Source organism: Sporosarcina sp. ZBG7A, from assembly GCF_000813425.1.
In the GTDB taxonomy this organism is placed as follows: domain Bacteria; phylum Bacillota; class Bacilli; order Bacillales_A; family Planococcaceae; genus Sporosarcina.
On record NZ_JWIB01000008.1, the window covers coordinates 59,108 to 76,297 of the forward strand.

17 protein-coding genes are annotated in these 17,190 nt (G+C 44.1%); 16 read left to right on the forward strand and 1 reads right to left on the reverse strand.

Features of this window, described 5'->3' with window-relative positions; translation table 11 throughout:
- Genes rpe through spoVM form a run of 3 tightly spaced genes read left to right on the forward strand, consistent with a single transcriptional unit; the run spans nt 1 to nt 1,485 of the window.
- Nucleotides 1–669 carry a ribulose-phosphate 3-epimerase gene (gene rpe, locus RL70_RS02675; RefSeq protein WP_039041997.1) on the forward strand — a complete coding sequence of 223 codons (669 nt, stop codon included), beginning with the start codon at nt 1–3 and terminating at the stop codon, nt 667–669.
- Nucleotides 666–1,319 carry a thiamine diphosphokinase gene (locus RL70_RS02680; RefSeq protein ID WP_039041888.1) on the forward strand — a complete coding sequence of 218 codons (654 nt, stop codon included), beginning with the start codon at nt 666–668 and terminating at the stop codon, nt 1,317–1,319. Before rpe ends, RL70_RS02680 begins: the two co-directional genes overlap by 4 nt.
- 13 nt (nt 1,320–1,332) lie before the next feature.
- A complete protein-coding gene (spoVM, locus tag RL70_RS17720; RefSeq protein ID WP_156028917.1) occupies nt 1,333–1,485 on the forward strand; it encodes a stage V sporulation protein SpoVM in 153 nt (50 codons plus the stop codon).
- A 34-nt stretch (nt 1,486–1,519) separates the two neighbouring features.
- Here spoVM and rpmB read toward each other — a convergent pair whose 3' ends face one another.
- Complete coding sequence (gene rpmB / locus RL70_RS02685; protein ID WP_039041889.1) at nt 1,520–1,708, reverse strand: 50S ribosomal protein L28; 189 nt, start codon at nt 1,706–1,708, stop codon at nt 1,520–1,522.
- A 214-nt stretch (nt 1,709–1,922) separates the two neighbouring features.
- Between rpmB and RL70_RS02690 the strand changes: the two genes are divergently transcribed.
- The 13 genes from RL70_RS02690 (at nt 1,923) to ftsY (ending at nt 17,149) form a co-directional block, all read left to right on the forward strand.
- Nucleotides 1,923–2,285 (forward strand): Asp23/Gls24 family envelope stress response protein, encoded by a 363-nt coding sequence (locus RL70_RS02690; protein WP_025785100.1) that lies wholly within the window; start codon nt 1,923–1,925, stop codon nt 2,283–2,285.
- A 17-nt stretch (nt 2,286–2,302) separates the two neighbouring features.
- Nucleotides 2,303–3,961, forward strand: a complete 1,659-nt coding sequence (locus RL70_RS02695) for a DAK2 domain-containing protein (RefSeq protein ID WP_039041890.1) — start codon at nt 2,303–2,305, stop codon at nt 3,959–3,961.
- Between the two features lie 134 nt (nt 3,962–4,095).
- On the forward strand, nt 4,096–4,758 hold the full coding sequence (gene sdaAB / locus RL70_RS02700) for an L-serine ammonia-lyase, iron-sulfur-dependent subunit beta (RefSeq protein WP_039041891.1): 663 nt from the start codon (nt 4,096–4,098) through the stop codon (nt 4,756–4,758).
- Nucleotides 4,759–4,771: 13 nt separating this feature from the next.
- Entirely contained in the window at nt 4,772–5,680 is a 909-nt protein-coding gene (gene sdaAA, locus RL70_RS02705) for an L-serine ammonia-lyase, iron-sulfur-dependent, subunit alpha (RefSeq protein ID WP_039041892.1), read from the forward strand.
- Nucleotides 5,661–7,709: an ATP-dependent DNA helicase RecG gene (recG, locus tag RL70_RS02710; RefSeq protein ID WP_039041893.1), complete on the forward strand. Its 2,049-nt coding sequence runs from the start codon at nt 5,661–5,663 to the stop codon at nt 7,707–7,709. Before sdaAA ends, recG begins: the two co-directional genes overlap by 20 nt.
- Before the next feature lie 144 nt (nt 7,710–7,853).
- On the forward strand, nt 7,854–8,432 hold the full coding sequence (gene fapR, locus RL70_RS02715; protein ID WP_039041894.1) for a transcription factor FapR: 579 nt from the start codon (nt 7,854–7,856) through the stop codon (nt 8,430–8,432).
- Nucleotides 8,429–9,421, forward strand: a complete 993-nt coding sequence (gene plsX / locus RL70_RS02720) for a phosphate acyltransferase PlsX (RefSeq protein ID WP_039041895.1) — start codon at nt 8,429–8,431, stop codon at nt 9,419–9,421. The genes fapR and plsX overlap by 4 nt, the downstream gene beginning before the upstream one ends.
- The gene (gene fabD / locus RL70_RS02725) at nt 9,418–10,359 is read left to right on the forward strand and encodes an ACP S-malonyltransferase (RefSeq protein WP_039041896.1); all 942 of its coding nucleotides are present in this window, start codon (nt 9,418–9,420) and stop codon (nt 10,357–10,359) included. The genes plsX and fabD overlap by 4 nt, the downstream gene beginning before the upstream one ends.
- Nucleotides 10,359–11,105: a 3-oxoacyl-[acyl-carrier-protein] reductase gene (gene fabG / locus RL70_RS02730; protein ID WP_039041897.1), complete on the forward strand. Its 747-nt coding sequence runs from the start codon at nt 10,359–10,361 to the stop codon at nt 11,103–11,105. The genes fabD and fabG overlap by 1 nt, the downstream gene beginning before the upstream one ends.
- A gap of 309 nt (nt 11,106–11,414) precedes the next feature.
- Nucleotides 11,415–11,651, forward strand: coding sequence for an acyl carrier protein (locus RL70_RS02740; protein ID WP_025785086.1), 237 nt, complete (start codon nt 11,415–11,417; stop codon nt 11,649–11,651).
- A 124-nt stretch (nt 11,652–11,775) separates the two neighbouring features.
- Complete coding sequence (gene rnc / locus RL70_RS02745) at nt 11,776–12,543, forward strand: ribonuclease III (protein ID WP_039041899.1); 768 nt, start codon at nt 11,776–11,778, stop codon at nt 12,541–12,543.
- Nucleotides 12,544–12,545: 2 nt separating this feature from the next.
- Nucleotides 12,546–16,109 (forward strand): chromosome segregation protein SMC, encoded by a 3,564-nt coding sequence (gene smc, locus RL70_RS02750; protein ID WP_039041900.1) that lies wholly within the window; start codon nt 12,546–12,548, stop codon nt 16,107–16,109.
- 23 nt (nt 16,110–16,132) lie between these two features.
- Nucleotides 16,133–17,149 carry a signal recognition particle-docking protein FtsY gene (gene ftsY / locus RL70_RS02755; protein ID WP_039041901.1) on the forward strand — a complete coding sequence of 339 codons (1,017 nt, stop codon included), beginning with the start codon at nt 16,133–16,135 and terminating at the stop codon, nt 17,147–17,149.
- The last annotated feature ends 41 nt before the right edge of the window (nt 17,150–17,190 follow it).

Genomic DNA, 17,190 nt, shown 5'->3' on the forward strand with positions numbered 1-17,190 from the left:
ATGTTAAAAATAGCACCTTCTATCTTATCAGCGGATTTTGCAAAGCTTGGGGAAGAAATCAAAGAAGTGGAGCAAGGAGGTGCGGATTGGATTCACGTCGATGTGATGGACGGCCATTTTGTCCCGAATATTACAATTGGACCATTGATTGTTGAAGCAATCCGCCCTGTTACAACCTTGCCATTAGATGTCCACTTGATGATCGAAGAACCAGATCGCTACATTGAGCAATTTGCAAAAGCAGGAGCGGATTACATTACGGTCCACGTTGAGACATGTCGTCATCTGCATAGAACGATTCAGCTAATCCGCTCTCATGGAGTGAAACCAGGCGTTGTGTTAAATCCACATACACCTGTTGAAACCATTCTCCATGTGCTTGAGGATATTGACCTTGTTCTATTCATGACAGTGAATCCTGGATTTGGCGGACAGAAGTTCATATCTTCTGTCGTTCCTAAAGTCAAACAGCTCTCTGATATAATTAAAGAGCGTAATCTGTCCATCGAGATAGAAATTGACGGTGGAATTACACCTGAAACGATTGGAACGTGTGTGGAGGCGGGCGCAACTGTATTTGTTGCAGGATCAGCGGTTTATAATCAGGATGACCGTGCTGCGGCGATCCAAAACATCCGTACTGCAGGTGAAAAGGCGCAATCCAAGTGAAGACGATCATAATATGTGCAGGGGGGCCAGAGGAAGAAATTATCCCTCTGGCTCTCTTTTTAGATGAAGAAACAGAATTCATAGGGGCTGATCGTGGCACTCTCCAACTGCTAGATGCAGGAATCGTTCCATTGGCGGCAGTTGGAGATTTCGATTCCGTTAGTGAAGAGGAAATGGAGAAAATAGAGGCGTCAGGTTGTTTCATTGAAAGACGTCCTCCAGAGAAAGACGAGACCGATACTGAACTTGCATTAAACCTTGCTTATTCTTGGAATCCGGAAAGGATTATCTTGACTGGAGTAACAGGTGGACGTCTAGACCATATGTTTTCCGCAGTTCAACTCCTAGTTCGTAACGCAGGGGAGATGAAGTCCACACAATTGACCCTAGCGAACAGACAAAATGAGCTGACACTACTTCAAAAAGGTACTCATATCTTCAAGAAGAATGACCGATTTCCGTATCTATCGTTTTATAGCATGACAGAAGCTGTAAGGGATTTGACGTTGACTGGAGTGAAGTATGAAGTATTCTCTGAAGACATACATCTTGGTGATACTCGCTTCACAAGCAACGAGATTGTTGAACCATCTTGTACTATCTCACTGCAAGCCGGCATATGTTTAATGGTAAGGAGCTCAGATTCCTGAAAGGAGTGGGGAGTTGCGGATTTATACTTTTACATTGCCTAAGTTTGTAAGTGGAATTGTACGAAAGTGCATGGTCGTGTTTTCTAAGGAGGATACAGCGAAAGCGAAATCGACCTCTACAGCATCTAAGAAGCGAAAAAAGCGACATGAAAAAACGCCGGGCTGAAATTCAGCCTGGCGTTTTTATTGGTTGCGGTCTATTATACGCGTTGAACTTTACCTGATTTAAGTGCGCGGGCAGATACCCAAACACGCTTCGGTTTGCCGTTTACAAGAATACGGACTTTTTGAAGGTTCGCACCCCATACACGTTTGCTAGAGTTCATTGCGTGGGAACGATTATTCCCTGCACGTGCTTTGCGACCAGTAATTACACATTCCTTAGCCATTTTATAACCTCCTCGCGAATGATGATTAAGCGTTTCACTTATAATTCGCATACTAGATTAATTTATCATATCCGTCTATCCCATGCAAGCTTTTTTCTCTGTTCTCTCAAGCAATTTTCCTTTACACGTTAAAGAAAACGCTTGCTTTCTTTTCTTATATGCTTGTATATAGTACAATGTGAACAGTGAAACTGGATTCAGGAGGGATAACGGCATGTCAATTCAAATGGAAAACGATTATGGAAAAATTGATATAACGAATGAGACAATCGCCCGGATCGTCGGTGAAGCTACAATAGAGTGCTACGGAGTTGTAGGAATGGCCTCTAGACATCAAATTCGGGACGGACTGACAGAAATTCTGAGAAAAGAGAACTTCGGTAGAGGTGTCATCGTTAGAAACGCAGGTGCTGACACACAAATTGATTTGTATATTATTGTCGGTTACGGGACAAAAATCACTGAAGTTGCCTACCAAGTACAATCCAAAGTACAGTATACACTTAAAAAATCACTCGGGATGAAAATCGGTTCCGTCAATATTTATGTACAGGGCGTTCGTGTGACGAACCCGTGAAGGAGGAACACAGTTCTATGAAGTTGATGGATGGACTACAGTTTGCAGAGATGGTGAAAATGGGCGCATACCACCTTAAACAAAATGCTGATTATGTGGATTCCCTGAATGTATTCCCAGTTCCAGATGGGGACACTGGAACAAATATGAATTTATCGATGACTTCGGGGGCAAAAGAGACGGAAGCGAACGTTTCTGAACACCTAGGGAAGACCTCACAAGCATTGTCTAAAGGGTTATTAATGGGCGCTCGTGGAAATTCTGGTGTGATTTTGTCACAGTTATTCCGTGGTTTTGGAAAATCAGTTGAAGACAAAGAATCGTTAACCGCAAGTGAATTTGCTGAAGCGCTCCGATATGGTGTGGAAACGGCTTATAAAGCGGTAATGAAGCCTGTGGAAGGCACGATTTTAACTGTTGCAAAAGATGCAGCAGCTGTTGCTGTGGAAACAGCAACGACGGAAACGGATCTCATTCAGTTAATGGAAGCGGTTTTGACAGAAGCAAAAGCTTCACTCAAAAGGACACCAGATTTATTGCCAGTCTTGAAAGAGGTAGGCGTTGTAGATAGTGGCGGACAAGGTCTTGTGTACGTTTACGAAGGATTTTTGGCTTGTCTTAAAGGTGAAGAATTGCCAGAACGAACAGTTGTCCAGTCGATGGACGAACTTGTAAATGCAGAACACCATCGTAATGTACAAGGTTTCATGGATACTGCTGATATTGAGTTTGGTTATTGTACGGAGTTCATGGTGAGATTTGAAGACGAAAAAACGAAGGACCATCATTTTGATGAAAATGACTTCAGACTACAATTGAACGAAATGGGAGATTCTTTACTAGTCATCTCTGATGAGGAGATTGCGAAAGTACATATCCATACAGAAAACCCAGGGAATGCATTATCTTGCGGTCAACAGTATGGTTCCCTCATCAATATTAAAATTGAGAACATGCGCCAACAACACATGGACATTGTAGGGGATCAATCAGCACGTAAAAATTCCACTGCAAAGAAAACACCTTATGCAATCGTGACGGTTGCAATGGGTGAAGGAATTGCAGAGTTGCTCAGAAGTATCGGAGCCTCCTACGTAATTGAAGGCGGGCAAACGATGAACCCTTCTACTGAAGATATCGTCAAGGCGATTCAAGAAGTTGGGGCGGAACGTGTTCTGATCTTACCGAACAATAAGAATATCGTGTTAGCTGCTGAACAAGCGGCTGAAGTGATTGGAATTGAAGCGGCAGTCGTTCCAACGAAGTCTGTACCTGAAGGGCTCGCAGCCATTTTAGCGTTTAACCCTGAAGCAGACGTGACGACGAATGCAAAATCCATGAACGCAGCAGCTTCTGTTGTGAAAACCGGTCAGGTAACTACAGCAGTGCGAGATACTTCGATTGATGGCGTTTCAATTCATACAGATGATTACATGGCCATATCGAATGGGAAGATTACAGTAGCTACACCTTCACTAGAAACCACAATGAAGTCATTAATTGACGATATGATCACAGAAGATGATGAAATCGTAACTGTGATTTACGGTGAAGACGTTTCTGAACAAGATGCAAAACAAATGGTTGCTTATATTGAAGGTCAGTTCGAACACGTCGAAATTGAATTGTATAACGGGAAACAGCCGTTATACCCTTATATTTTGTCGGTGGAATAACAGAACATGAAAAGCGTCACGACTCCTAGTCGTTGGCGCTTTTTGTCCGTTTATAAGTAGTTATGAATTTTGTTTTCTAGCAGCTGTTCGTGTAGAATGAATACTAGGAATATGGGTAAAAGGGGGAGTTATTGTTGAAATTCAGATCCGTTTTTGAAATTATTGGGCCAGTCATGATTGGACCATCATCATCACATACAGCAGGAGCTGCACGTATTGGACTTGTAGCGAGAGATTTGTTTGGACGTCAACCGGAATGGGCGACGATTCACTTATATGGTTCGTTCGCAGAGACTTATAAAGGCCATGGAACGGATGTTGCGATTATCGGCGGACTTCTTGGATACGATACGTTCGACGAGAGAATCCGCACAGCGTTTGAAGATGCGGAAAGGCTGGGCATGTCTTTTGAATTCATCGCCGAAGTAGAGGAGATGGACCATCCGAATACTGCAAAACTAGTCATCGGAGATAAAGAAGGCGTCATGGAACTCATTGGAATCTCAATTGGTGGGGGCACGATGGAAGTGATCGAGCTGAATGGTTTTCCACTTCGCTTATCCGGACATTTCCCGGCATTACTCGTTGTCCATGATGATCGTGCGGGTGTTATTGCTAATGTATCGAACGCAATTGCTGCGCAAGATATGAATATTGCTCATATGGAAGTTGGACGTAAAGAGAAAGGGAAAATGGCGCTTATGGTTATTGAAGTCGATCAAGTCGTCAACGATGAGCTGATTGAAGAATTGCGTGCACTTCCAAATGTTACACAAGTATCGACATTGGCGAACTAAGGGGGCAGTTAAAATGGATGTTTTGTTTTCAAACGTAAAAGAACTTGTCGAGGTTGCTGAAAAAGAGCAACAACCGATTTCAGAGATAATGATTCGTCAAGAAATGTTATTAACGCGTAGATCACGTGAAGATATAGTTGCACAGATGGAAAACAACTTAGCAGTTATGGAGAGTTCTGTGGAAGAGGGATTGAAAGGTGTCCACTCTTCATCCGGTTTAACGGGTGGCGATGCAGTTCTTATTCAAAATTACATGAAAACGGGTAAATCTTTATCCGGAGAACTTTTGTTGGATGCAGTTAGTAAAGCGGTCGCAACGAATGAAGTAAACGCTGCAATGGGATTAATTTGCGCAACTCCTACAGCAGGAGCTGCAGGGATTGTCCCAGGTACGTTGTTTGCGGTGAAAAACAAATTGAATCCGACACATGAACAGATGGTCAATTATTTATTCACAACTGGTGCATTCGGATTTATCGTAGCGAATAATGCATCCATTTCCGGTGCTGCAGGTGGATGTCAAGCGGAGACAGGATCTGCTGCATCGATGGCGGCAGCAGCGATTGTTGAAATGGCTGGAGGAACGCCACAACAAAGTGCGGAAGCCTTTTCGATAGTGATGAAAAATATGCTCGGTCTCGTCTGCGATCCGGTCGCAGGGCTCGTCGAGGTGCCGTGCGTGAAGCGTAATGCTATGGGAGCAGCCAAAGCGCTCGTTGGTGCCGACATGGCGCTTGCTGGAGTCGTGAGCGTTATTCCGACCGATGAAGTCATTGAAGCAATGCATAAAATCGGTCAGTCGATGCCTTCTGCTTTGCGTGAAACCGCAAAAGGTGGACTCGCTGCTACACCGACAGGAAAAGCGTTGGAAGCGAAAATCTTTGGTAAGGACAAGGAATCACGTGACACGGTCACTAAATGAGCCCGTTACCTTACTAAAAGGAATTGGCAAGTCAGCTGGCGAGCAGCTGGAAAAGCTAGGTGTCGAAACAATTGAAGAATTAGTTATGATGTTTCCGTACAGGCATGAGGATTTCAGGCTGAAAGATTTGTCTGAGACACCTCACGAGGAGCGCGTAACGATAGAAGGACGGGTGGAGAGTGTTCCATCCGTCCTGTTTACCGGGAAGAAACGTTCGCGGATGCAAGTTCAGTTGTTAGTCGGAAACCATCTTGTTAAAGCGGTATTTTTTAACCAGCATTATTTAAAGGATCGAATGAATCCAGGACAGATCGTGACCATAACAGGGAAATGGGATCGAGGTCGCCAGCTCATTAATGTGAGCAATTTTAAAGACGGGCCAAAAATCGGACAAGCTGACTTTGAACCTGTTTATAGTTTGAAGGGTGTTGTTAAACAGCCGACGTTCAGAAGATGGATGAGGACAGCGCTAGACGATGTCGTGCATGAAATTCCCGAAACGTTGCCTGTGCAGTTGCTAGGCTCTTATAAAATTCCAGGAATAGCGGAAACGCTTGAAATGGTTCACTTTCCGAACAGTCCAGAAGACGTGAAACAGGCACGACGTCGTGTTGTGTATGAAGAGTTGTTGCACTTTCAGTTGAAGATGGCTGCACTCAAGAAAGTGCGTAAAGCGGCAGGAAAAGGCACGACTATTGGGTATGACTTGGAAAAATTGAAGCAATTCATCTCTAGTCTGCCGTTCGAGCTGACGGGCGCTCAAAAACGGGTGGTCAATGAGTTATGTGCAGAGCTGAAAAGCCCGTTACGTATGAATCGTCTGCTTCAAGGAGATGTCGGTTCCGGCAAGACGGTTGTAGCAGCCATTGCGCTATATGCCGCCATCACTGCAGGTTTCCAAGGAGCTCTCATGGCTCCAACAGAAATTTTGGCGGAACAACACGCAGAGACACTAGCTAGTTGGCTCGAGCCGGTGGGCGTAACGGTGGCGTTCTTGTCTGGATCTACAAAAGGGAAAGCACGACGTGAAATCATAGCTCGACTTGAAAGTGGAGAAATCGATTTGCTCATTGGTACGCATGCCCTAATTCAGCCAGATGTGAACTTCCATAGGCTTGGCCTGGTCATCACGGATGAGCAACACCGTTTCGGGGTTGAACAGCGTCGAGTACTTCGTGACAAAGGGGAGAGTCCTGATGTTCTCTTTATGACGGCGACACCAATTCCGAGGACACTGGCAATTACCGTGTTCGGTGAAATGGATGTTTCTTTGTTGGATGAAATGCCGGCAGGACGAAAAGAGATTGAAACCCACTGGTTAAAAGAAGATTCACTCGCACCAGTTCTCCGTCGAATGGAAAAAGAATTGCAATCGGGTAGGCAAGCGTATGTCATATGTCCGCTCATAGAAGAATCTGATACGTTGGACGTTCAGAATGCTGTTGATGTTTTCGGCCAGCTATCGACGTATTTTGCGGGTCGTTTTACCGTGGGGCTGATGCATGGAAGACTGCACTCGGATGAAAAAGATGAAGTCATGCGTGATTTCAGTGAAGGGAAAACTGATTGCTTAGTGTCGACGACTGTTGTCGAAGTAGGAGTGAACGTACCGAATGCGACGTTTATGCTAATCTATGACGCGACACGCTTTGGCCTTGCTCAGCTTCACCAATTAAGGGGACGTGTCGGTCGTGGTGCCGATCAATCGTATTGTGTGTTATTAGCAGATCCGAAGACAGAAGAAGGTAAAGAGCGCATGATGACGATGGCTGAAACGAATGATGGGTTTTTATTGGCTGAAAAAGATCTTGAGCTCCGTGGATCGGGCGACTTCTTCGGCAAGAAGCAAAGTGGATTACCCGAATTTAAAATGGCGGATTTAATACATGATTATCGTGCGTTGGAAACGGCTCGACAAGATGCAGAACAGTTGTTGGAAATGGATGCGTTTTGGACAGATCCTGATTATAAGAGCCTCCGGACAACTGTGGAAGAATCAGGCGTGTTGCAAAATGAGCGTATTGATTAACAACTGAAAACGGCACCTATATTTTTGAAAGAAGTTATGCAATGTGAATTTTGGAATGCAAAGAGAATGTCCACTCTTGCATTCTTTTTTTTATCTTTATATACTGTTACTATTACCAAGTGCTAAACGTGAGGAGTGACTATGTTGCGAGTACCTAAAAAAGATCGTCAGCATCAGCTGGCACAGCTGTTAGATGCTACTCCTTTTTTAACGGATGAAGAAATCGCACAGCACTTCAACGTGAGCGTGCAGACCATTCGGCTGGACCGTCTTGAATGTGGAATTCCTGAATTGAGGGAACGCATGAGGACTGCGGCGACTGAAACGATTGCGGATAAAGTAAAAGCGCTGCAACAAGAAGAAGTGATCGGAGAAATCATTGATATCGAATTGGATAGCAAAGCGATATCGATTCTCGATATTACACCACTCCATGTGTTCCAAAAAAGCGGCATCGCCCGTGGACACCATTTGTTCGGACAAGCGAATTCACTAGCTGTTGCTGTTCTTGACGATGAGCTCGCACTTACGGCGAAGTCTGTGCTACACTTTGTCAAGCCAGTTAAAGCAGGAGATCGTGTCATAGCTCGAGCGATTGTCCGTGAAAAAAGGGACAATCGAACTCTTGTCGATGTGACTTCAACAGTTGGAGATGAAAAGGTCTTCAGTGGTGAATTTCAAATGTATCGCTCCACAGGAACGAGTCAGGAGGAAGTTGAATGAAAATCGCAGTAGACGCGATGGGGGGCGACCATGCCCCAAAAGAAATTATCGCAGGCGCATTGCAAAGTCTTCAAGAATATAACGATATACATATACAGCTGTTTGGCGACGAGGAAAAAATGAAGCCTTATTTAACAGCACACGACCGTTTAACCGTCCATCATTGCAGCGAGGTCATTACCTCGGAAGATGAGCCTGTAAGAGCGGTCCGACGAAAAAAAGATGCATCTATGGTCCGTATGGCGAAAGCAGTGAATGATGGTGAAGCAGACGCTTGTGTATCCGCAGGAAACACAGGTGCATTGATGGCAGCGGGGTTGTTCATCGTCGGTCGAATTGACGGTATTGAAAGACCTGCCCTTGCTCCGACGCTACCGACGATTGGTGGAGAGGGATTCGTTTTACTTGATGTTGGAGCGAATGCTGACGCGAAACCGAGCCAGCTCGTTCAATATGCGATTATGGGAAGTATTTATGCAGAAAAAGTTCGTGGTATTCAAAATCCGAGAGTTGGCTTGTTGAATATCGGGACAGAAGCAGGTAAAGGAAATGACTTAACAAAAGCTACTTATGATGAGTTAATGAAAGCCCCATTGAACTTTATTGGCAATATTGAGGCACGTGATTTGTTAACCGGTACAACAGACGTTGCTGTCACAGATGGGTTTACAGGTAATATGGTATTGAAAACGATAGAAGGAACAGCTTCAGGTTTGTTTTCTATGATTAAAGATGTGTTTGCATCTTCCATTAAAACGAAAATCTCTGCAGCACTTGTAAAAGACGATTTGCGTGGCTTGAAAAAGCAGATGGATTATACAGAATACGGGGGAGCAGGTCTATTCGGTTTGAACGCCCCAGTAATTAAAGCACATGGATCGTCCAATGCAAATGCAGTAAAAAATGCAATCCGTCAGGCACGTATCATGGCGGAACATCACGTGAGTGAAACAATTCGTGAAACCATTAAAGAGGAGGAGACACGATGACAAAGGTAGCGTTTCTATTCCCGGGACAAGGTTCCCAAAAAGTGGGCATGGGTGTTGAATTAGCAGCACAAAAAGGAAGTCAGCGATTTTTTGAAACAGCAGATCGCGAATTAGGATTCGGGTTAAGTGGATTGATAACAGACGGGCCACAGGAAGAATTGACAGTCACATATAATGCTCAACCCGCATTGTTAACTGTTGGGGCAATGATATCTGACCGTTTGAAAGAGGCGGGAATTCAGGCGTCTTATACGGCAGGTCATAGTCTGGGAGAGTACACAGCGCTTTACGCATCAGGGGTTCTTTCCTTTGAAGATGCAGTGAAAACGGTGCACAAACGTGGATTATTCATGAACGAAGCAATGCCTGCAGGTGAAGGTGCAATGGCAGCAATCCTTGGACTTGATTTAGAAACACTGACTGAGGTGACGAAAGCGGTCTCTGCTGAAGGGAATCTTGTTCAGCCAGCAAATCTCAACTGTCCAGGACAAGTTGTTATTTCTGGAACAAAAGCTGGAGTGGATGAGGCGTGTATCCGCTTGAAAGAAGCAGGAGCTAAACGTGCCCTCATGCTTGACGTGAGTGGTCCGTTCCACTCTGAACTTATGCGTCCAGCAGCAGGAAAACTCGGTGAAGTGCTAGAAAGTATAGATATGAATGAAGCGGAAGTTCCAGTCATTGCCAATGTGACGGCTCAACCCGTAACAGAAAGCATTGAAGTAAAACGTTTGTTGATCGAACAGTTATCGTCACCTGTCCGATGGGAAGAATCCGTTCGTCAAATGCTTGAATTAGGGGTAACGCAATTCATAGAGTGCGGACCTGGTAAAGTACTGAGCGGTCTCGTTCGTAAAATCGACAGAAATGCAACGGTTTGGCCAGTATACGATGAAGAGACACTGAATGCAGTGATAGAAGCGTCGAAGGAGTGGTCGTAATGGGGAAGTTTGCAGGGAAAACAGCGGTTGTGACGGGTGCGTCTAGAGGGATTGGGCGTGAAGTTGCATTATTACTCGCTCGTGAAGGTGCGAATGTGACGGTTAACTACAGCGGAAGTCAGGAGCGAGCTGAGCAAGTCGTTCAGGAAATTGAAACGAATGGCGGCAAAGCGATTGCTGTTCAAGCGGATGTAACGTCAGCTGATAGTGTGAAAGCTCTTATGGAACAAACCCTTGAGACATTCGGATCGATTGATCTCCTCGTCAATAATGCAGGGATTACGAAAGATAATTTGCTCATGCGTATGAAAGAGGACGAGTGGGATGCGGTTATCGATACGAATTTAAAAGGTGTTTTCTTATGTACAAAAGCGGTATCCAGACAGATGATGAAGCAACGTGCAGGTCGTATCGTGAACATGGCGTCAGTTGTTGGAATCGCAGGGAACCCAGGCCAAGCAAACTATGTAGCGGCGAAGGCTGGCGTGATCGGACTGACGAAAACGACAGCCAAAGAACTTGCATCTCGTGGAATCACGGTCAATGCAGTCGCACCTGGATTCATCACAACAGACATGACAGATGCATTAGGTGAGGATATGAAGGATCAGCTACTTAGTGGAATTCCTTTAGGATCACTAGGACGACCTGAAGATGTTGCAAAAGCAGTAGCCTTCTTCTTGTCTGATGATGCTTCTTATGTAACTGGACAAGTATTGAATGTAGACGGCGGCATGGTTATGTAAGTGGGGTGCGTTTTTAATCTCTTGAATTGGATTATTTTTAACTTGATGCTAGTTGATTGAAGTGAAAGATGGCGACTCCAGAGGGAAATGCGAAGATTGAAGACCCCGCAAGGAGCAACGCGTCTGAGGAGGCTGAGATCAAGCCCCTCGGAAAGCGTCCACCTGAAACGGAAATCAACGGTGGCCAGGGCTCGGGGTTGCTTCAGAGAAAACGACAAGGTAAAGAGCACGTTGACGGTTTCTCCTCCAGCACCTGTCGCCCCTAACCAGGCTGCCTACGCTTTTTACTTTGAAAGGAGGTGAAATACAGTGGCTACAGTCTTAGAGCGTGTTACAAAGGTAGTTGTCGACCGTTTGGGAGTCGATGAAAGCGAAGTGAAACCAGAAGCTTCTTTCACTGATGATCTTGGTGCAGACTCATTGGATGTTGTTGAATTGGTTATGGAACTAGAAGACGAATTCGACATGGAAATTTCTGATGATGATGCTGAAAAAATCAGTACTGTTGGAAGTGCTGTCTCATATATCGAAGAAAAAACTAAATGAGTATAGCACAGAGACTCTTTCGACCCTTCACATAAGGTCGGGAGTGTCTCTTTTCTATTTTGCACTACGCTAGCGGACAGGGTAGAATAAAGAGGAACTTGTTAAAGAAGGGCGGATTTTTTGAATGACGACGAATAAAAGAGTAAAAGATAAGCCAGCTAAGACCGTGTTACCAGTAGCGGTACGGAAAAAGTTTGAGGAGCTGCAAGAACGACTTGAAGTTCGCTTTGAGAATGTATCCTTGCTGTACAACGCATTTACCCATTCATCCTATGTGAATGAGCATCGAGGTAAGAAGTACTCGGACAATGAACGGTTGGAGTTTTTAGGAGATGCTGTTCTTGAGCTGGCTGTGTCGCAATATTTATTTGCAACTGAACCGAACAAAAGTGAAGGAGAGCTAACGAAGTTGCGTGCAGCTATTGTTTGTGAACCGTCCCTTGTGACGTTCTCTACCGAACTTAACTTTGGAGAGTATATCCTTTTAGGAAAAGGCGAAGAGCTAACTGGCGGACGCACACGACCTGCTCTACTAGCAGATGTGTTTGAAGCTTTTATCGGAGCCCTTTATCTCGATCAAGGATTTGAAGTGTCGATTGATTTTCTAGAACGTACGGTATTCCCGAAAATTGGACTTGGAGCTTTTTCGCATGTGATGGATTACAAAAGCCGGTTACAAGAAATTGTCCAACAGACAAATCATGGGCAGCTTAACTATCGGATTGTTGAAGAATCAGGTCCTGCACATGCGAAAAAGTTTCTCACATACGTACAACTTGGAGACACAAAACTTGGAGAAGGTATCGGGAGATCGAAAAAAGAAGCTGAACAGGAAGCGGCTCGTCAGGCGATCCAGCAGTTATTGGATGAGCATACGAAAGAGGAGAGCTGAACGTGTTTTTAAAACGTCTTGAAATTATTGGATTTAAATCATTCGCCGAAAAGGTATCCATTGAATTTGTACCTGGTGTCACGGCCGTTGTTGGCCCAAATGGTAGCGGCAAAAGTAATATTATCGATGCCATTCGATGGGTACTCGGTGAGCAATCTGCCAAATCGTTGCGAGGAGCGAAAATGCAAGATGTCATTTTTGCCGGCAGTGATTCTAGAAAACCTTTAAACTTTGCAGAAGTGACATTGGTTTTAGATAACACAACAGGGCTATTTCCGCTCGATTATACTGAAATCAGTGTAAGTAGACGAGTGTTCCGCTCGGGAGAGAGTTCCTTTCAACTGAACGGGCAGGCATGTCGTCTAAAAGACATTAACGATGTCTTCGTTGACTCAGGTCTAGGGAAAGAAGCATTCTCAATCATCTCACAAGGGCGGGTTGACGAAATATTGAATAGTCGACCTGAAGACCGGAGAAGCATATTTGACGAAGCTGCAGGCGTCTTGAAGTATCGGATGCGTAAAAAGAAAGCAGAGTTCAAGCTTATTGAAACAGATGATAATCTGGATCGTATTTTAGATATCTTAAAAGAACTCGATGATCGTATGGAACCGCTCGCTGCGAATGCCCGCGCTGCTGAGCGTCATGGCAAACTTGTGACTGAACTGAGAGATGCCGATGTGCGTCTTCTCAATGTGGAGGCATCCTATCTGCAAACGGAACTATTGAATAATAAAACAGTTGTGGAAAGCAAGACTAAAAACAAACTTGAACTGGAAAAAGAAGCGAATATCGCTGAACAACAACTGCAACAAGCTAAATCTTCACTTTCTTTTTTAGATAAAAAGATTTCAGAGCTTCAAGAACAACATGTGGTATCAAGCTCTGAAGCTGAGAAGTGGGAAGGGCGAAGACTTCTTTCATTAGAAAAACAACGCAACGTCAAAGATCGCTCCAAGCGTCTTACAGAGGATTTGGAAAGCTTAAAGCAATTGCTTCTCCAACTGGAAGCGAAAAAAGCAGAACTCACAGAACATAATCATGAAACTGAACTTCAATTATCTAGTAAGTCGGAAGAAATGACGTCGATTTCGAGAAAATTGAAACGTTCTCTTGCTGAAACTGAACAAGAAATCGAAAATCTTAAATCGACATATATTGAAGTGTTGAACGAAGAAGCCACTGTTCGCAATGAGTTGAAACATATTGAAGAACGGCTTACAGGTGAGCAGTATTCATCGGAAAAGAGTGGCAAGCAAACGGAAGCACTTCGATCTAAACTCGACACACTTCATGAACTGAAAGAACAGCAAACTGCTGAACTTGGTAAGCTTAAGCGAAACATGGAGGAAGCGACGAAACAGGTAGCAACAAATCGATCGCAGCTTCAAAAAACAGAAATCCAGCTTGAAGAGACGAAAACAATGCATCAGCAAGCTGTTAATAAGCGCTACGAACTACAAGGAAGACTTCGTGCTTTAAAGAGTATGGAAGCTGATTTTTCTGGGTTTTATTCGGGTGTTAAAGAAGTTCTCGTAGCTAAACAATCGGGAACACTCCAAGGAATAGAAGGCGCTGTAGCCGAACTGATATCTGTTGATAAAAAACATATCAAAGCAGTGGAGACTGCGCTCGGTGGGGCGATGCAACATATTATCGCGACAACTGAGCGAGATGCAAGAGCTGCCATCGGCTTCTTGAAAAAGAAGAATGCAGGGCGCGCAACGTTCTTGCCGCTCGATGTGATGAAGGCGCGATTTGTTCCGAAAGATGTTTTATCAAAAGTCAATCATCATCCTGACTTTGTTGGAACGGCCGATCAACTTGTAACTGTACAATCAGCTTATCGAAATGTGACGGCGAATTTGCTCGGAGCATCCATTGTTGCAAAAACACTGAATGGTGCGTCTGAAATCGCTAAACTTGCTGGCTATCGATTCCGAATTGTTACTCTCGATGGGGATGTTGTGAATGCAGGAGGTTCCCTTACAGGTGGGGGTTCAAAAGTACAATCTACCGTATTCTCCCGTAAAGCTGAACTGGAAACATTGACGAGTCAACTCGATCAGTTGAATCATTCCATTGGCGCCGCAGAAGAAAAATTAAGTGCCATCAAACTGACGATTGCTAGTGAAATGCAAAAAGCTTCGGTATCCGCGCAAAGCACGGATGAACTACAGCTTGCTATCACTCGTATTGACTCAAACCTTCAAGAGACGACTTTTGAAATTCGAACTGCTGAATCTGAATGGAAAACGATTGAAGCAGGAAGAAAAGGTTCAGAGGATACGCGTAGTTCATTGTTTGTAAAACGAGATGAACTACAGCTGCAACGTGAACGTTTGACAGCACAGCAACAAGAAATTCAAACTTCAGTTGCTTCTCTAGAACGTCTCGCTGCAGATCGGCGCAACGAAGAGCAAGCCCTTCGGGAGCGTTATAGTGAACTGCGTGAAGAAACAGCGATTTTACGTGAACAAGTCACCAATCGATCGTCTCTTGCAACCTCGGCGGAACAAGAACTCCAAGATGCAAAACGCAAATTTGTTCAAACGGAAGAAGAACTTCAATTTTTGTCAGGTCAAGAAGAAGGAGAAGTTCTAACCCCTGAAGAAATTGAACAACGAATAGCTGCAGAGACAAATATTGTAACTGAAGTGAAATCAGAATTACTCGCTAAACGGACGGAACGGGATCAACTTTCATCTTCTTGTGACGAGCAGGAGATCACACTAAAACAGATTTCTGACCAGATTCGGATGATTTCTTCAGAACTTGGCAATTTGAATGTCGTGTTTTCTAGAAATGAAGTGAAGCTGGAGTCAGTCCTTATACGTTTGCTTGAAGACTACGGACTTTACCCTGATTATGAAGTTCCTGAAGATTTCAATGCGTCCGATGTGAGATCTCGTGTGGAACAGTTGAAACGAGAGGTTGAATCCTTAGGTCCAGTGAATCCAGGAGCAGTCGAAGAGTACAAAGAAGTGCTCGAAAGACATACTTTCCTAACTGATCAACGAAACGATCTACTAGAAGCGAAAACGACGCTAGAAGAAGCGATGTCAGAAATGGATATGGAAATGAAAATGAGATTTAAGTCCACGTTTGACGCCGTACAACAGCGTTTCCGTACCGTTTTCAAGGAAATGTTTGGCGGTGGGGAAGCGGATCTTGTTCTAACAGATCCGGAGAACCTACTTGAAACAGGTGTGGATATCATCGCTCGACCACCGGGGAAAAAGCTTCAGAATTTGAGCCTTCTTTCAGGAGGAGAACGTGCATTGACAGCAATTACGTTGTTGTTTTCCATTATCGAAGTACGCCCAGTACCATTTTGTATATTGGACGAAGTCGAGGCAGCATTGGATGAAGCGAATGTCATTCGGTATAGCCGATATTTGAAAAAGTTTTCGGAGGATACTCAGTTCATCGTCATTACCCATCGAAAAGGGACGATGGAAGGAGCCGATGTCTTGTACGGAATTACGATGCAAGAATCTGGCGTATCCCGACTCATATCAGTAAAAATGTCCGAAGTTCCGGAAACCGCGTTAAGCACACCATAATTTTATAAAGGAATGTGAGAATGATGTCTTTTTTTAAGAAAATGAAAGAGAAAATCACAGGCACAAATGATTCGGTAACGGTGAAATTCAAAGAGGGTTTAACTAAAACTCGCGATTCATTCACGTCTAAAGTGAATGATTTGGTTGCCCGTTTCCGTGAAATTGACGAAGAGTTTTTCGAGGAATTAGAAGAGGTCTTGCTTCAAGCGGATGTTGGATATGAAACAGTAATGGAATTGATCGACCTACTGAAAGTCGAAGTGCAACGCAAGAATATTAAAGATACAGCTGGAATTCAAACGGTTATTTCTGAAAAGCTTGTTGAAATCTATAATTCTCAAGGTGAAATTGATAATAGCTTGAATATCCAAGAAGACGGAATCACAGTCCTTCTCATGGTAGGAGTAAACGGTGTAGGAAAAACTACGACAATTGGTAAACTAGCTTCCCGTTTGAAAGCTGAAGGAAAGACCGTCATGCTTGCAGCAGGTGATACATTCCGCGCCGGGGCCATCGACCAACTTGTTGTTTGGGGTGAGCGTGCTGGAGTTGAAGTGATTCGACAGTCTGAAGGATCCGATCCTGCTGCAGTTATGTTTGATGCCGTTAGTGCTGCAAAAAAACGCAATGTGGATGTCTTGATTTGTGATACAGCTGGTAGATTACAAAACAAAGTGAACTTGATGAATGAATTGAAAAAAGTTCACCGTGTCATCGACCGTGAAATCCCGGGAGCACCTCATGAAGTGTTACTCGCACTTGACGCGACAACGGGTCAAAATGCATTGATTCAAGCAGAAACGTTTAAAGAAGCTACAGACGTGACCGGGATTGTTCTTACGAAGCTTGACGGGACTGCAAAAGGTGGAATCGTTTTAGCAATCCGTAATAAGTTGAATATTCCTGTTAAGTTTGTAGGATTAGGTGAAGGCATCGATGATTTGCAGCCATTTGATCCTGAAAAGTATGTGTACGGACTTTTTGCTGATGGGTTGGAGTTAGAAGCGGATCAGGAAGTTGAAGAGGATAAAGACAAGTAAAATACCTTGACGGACTATGAGGCAACAGCTACTATTAAGAG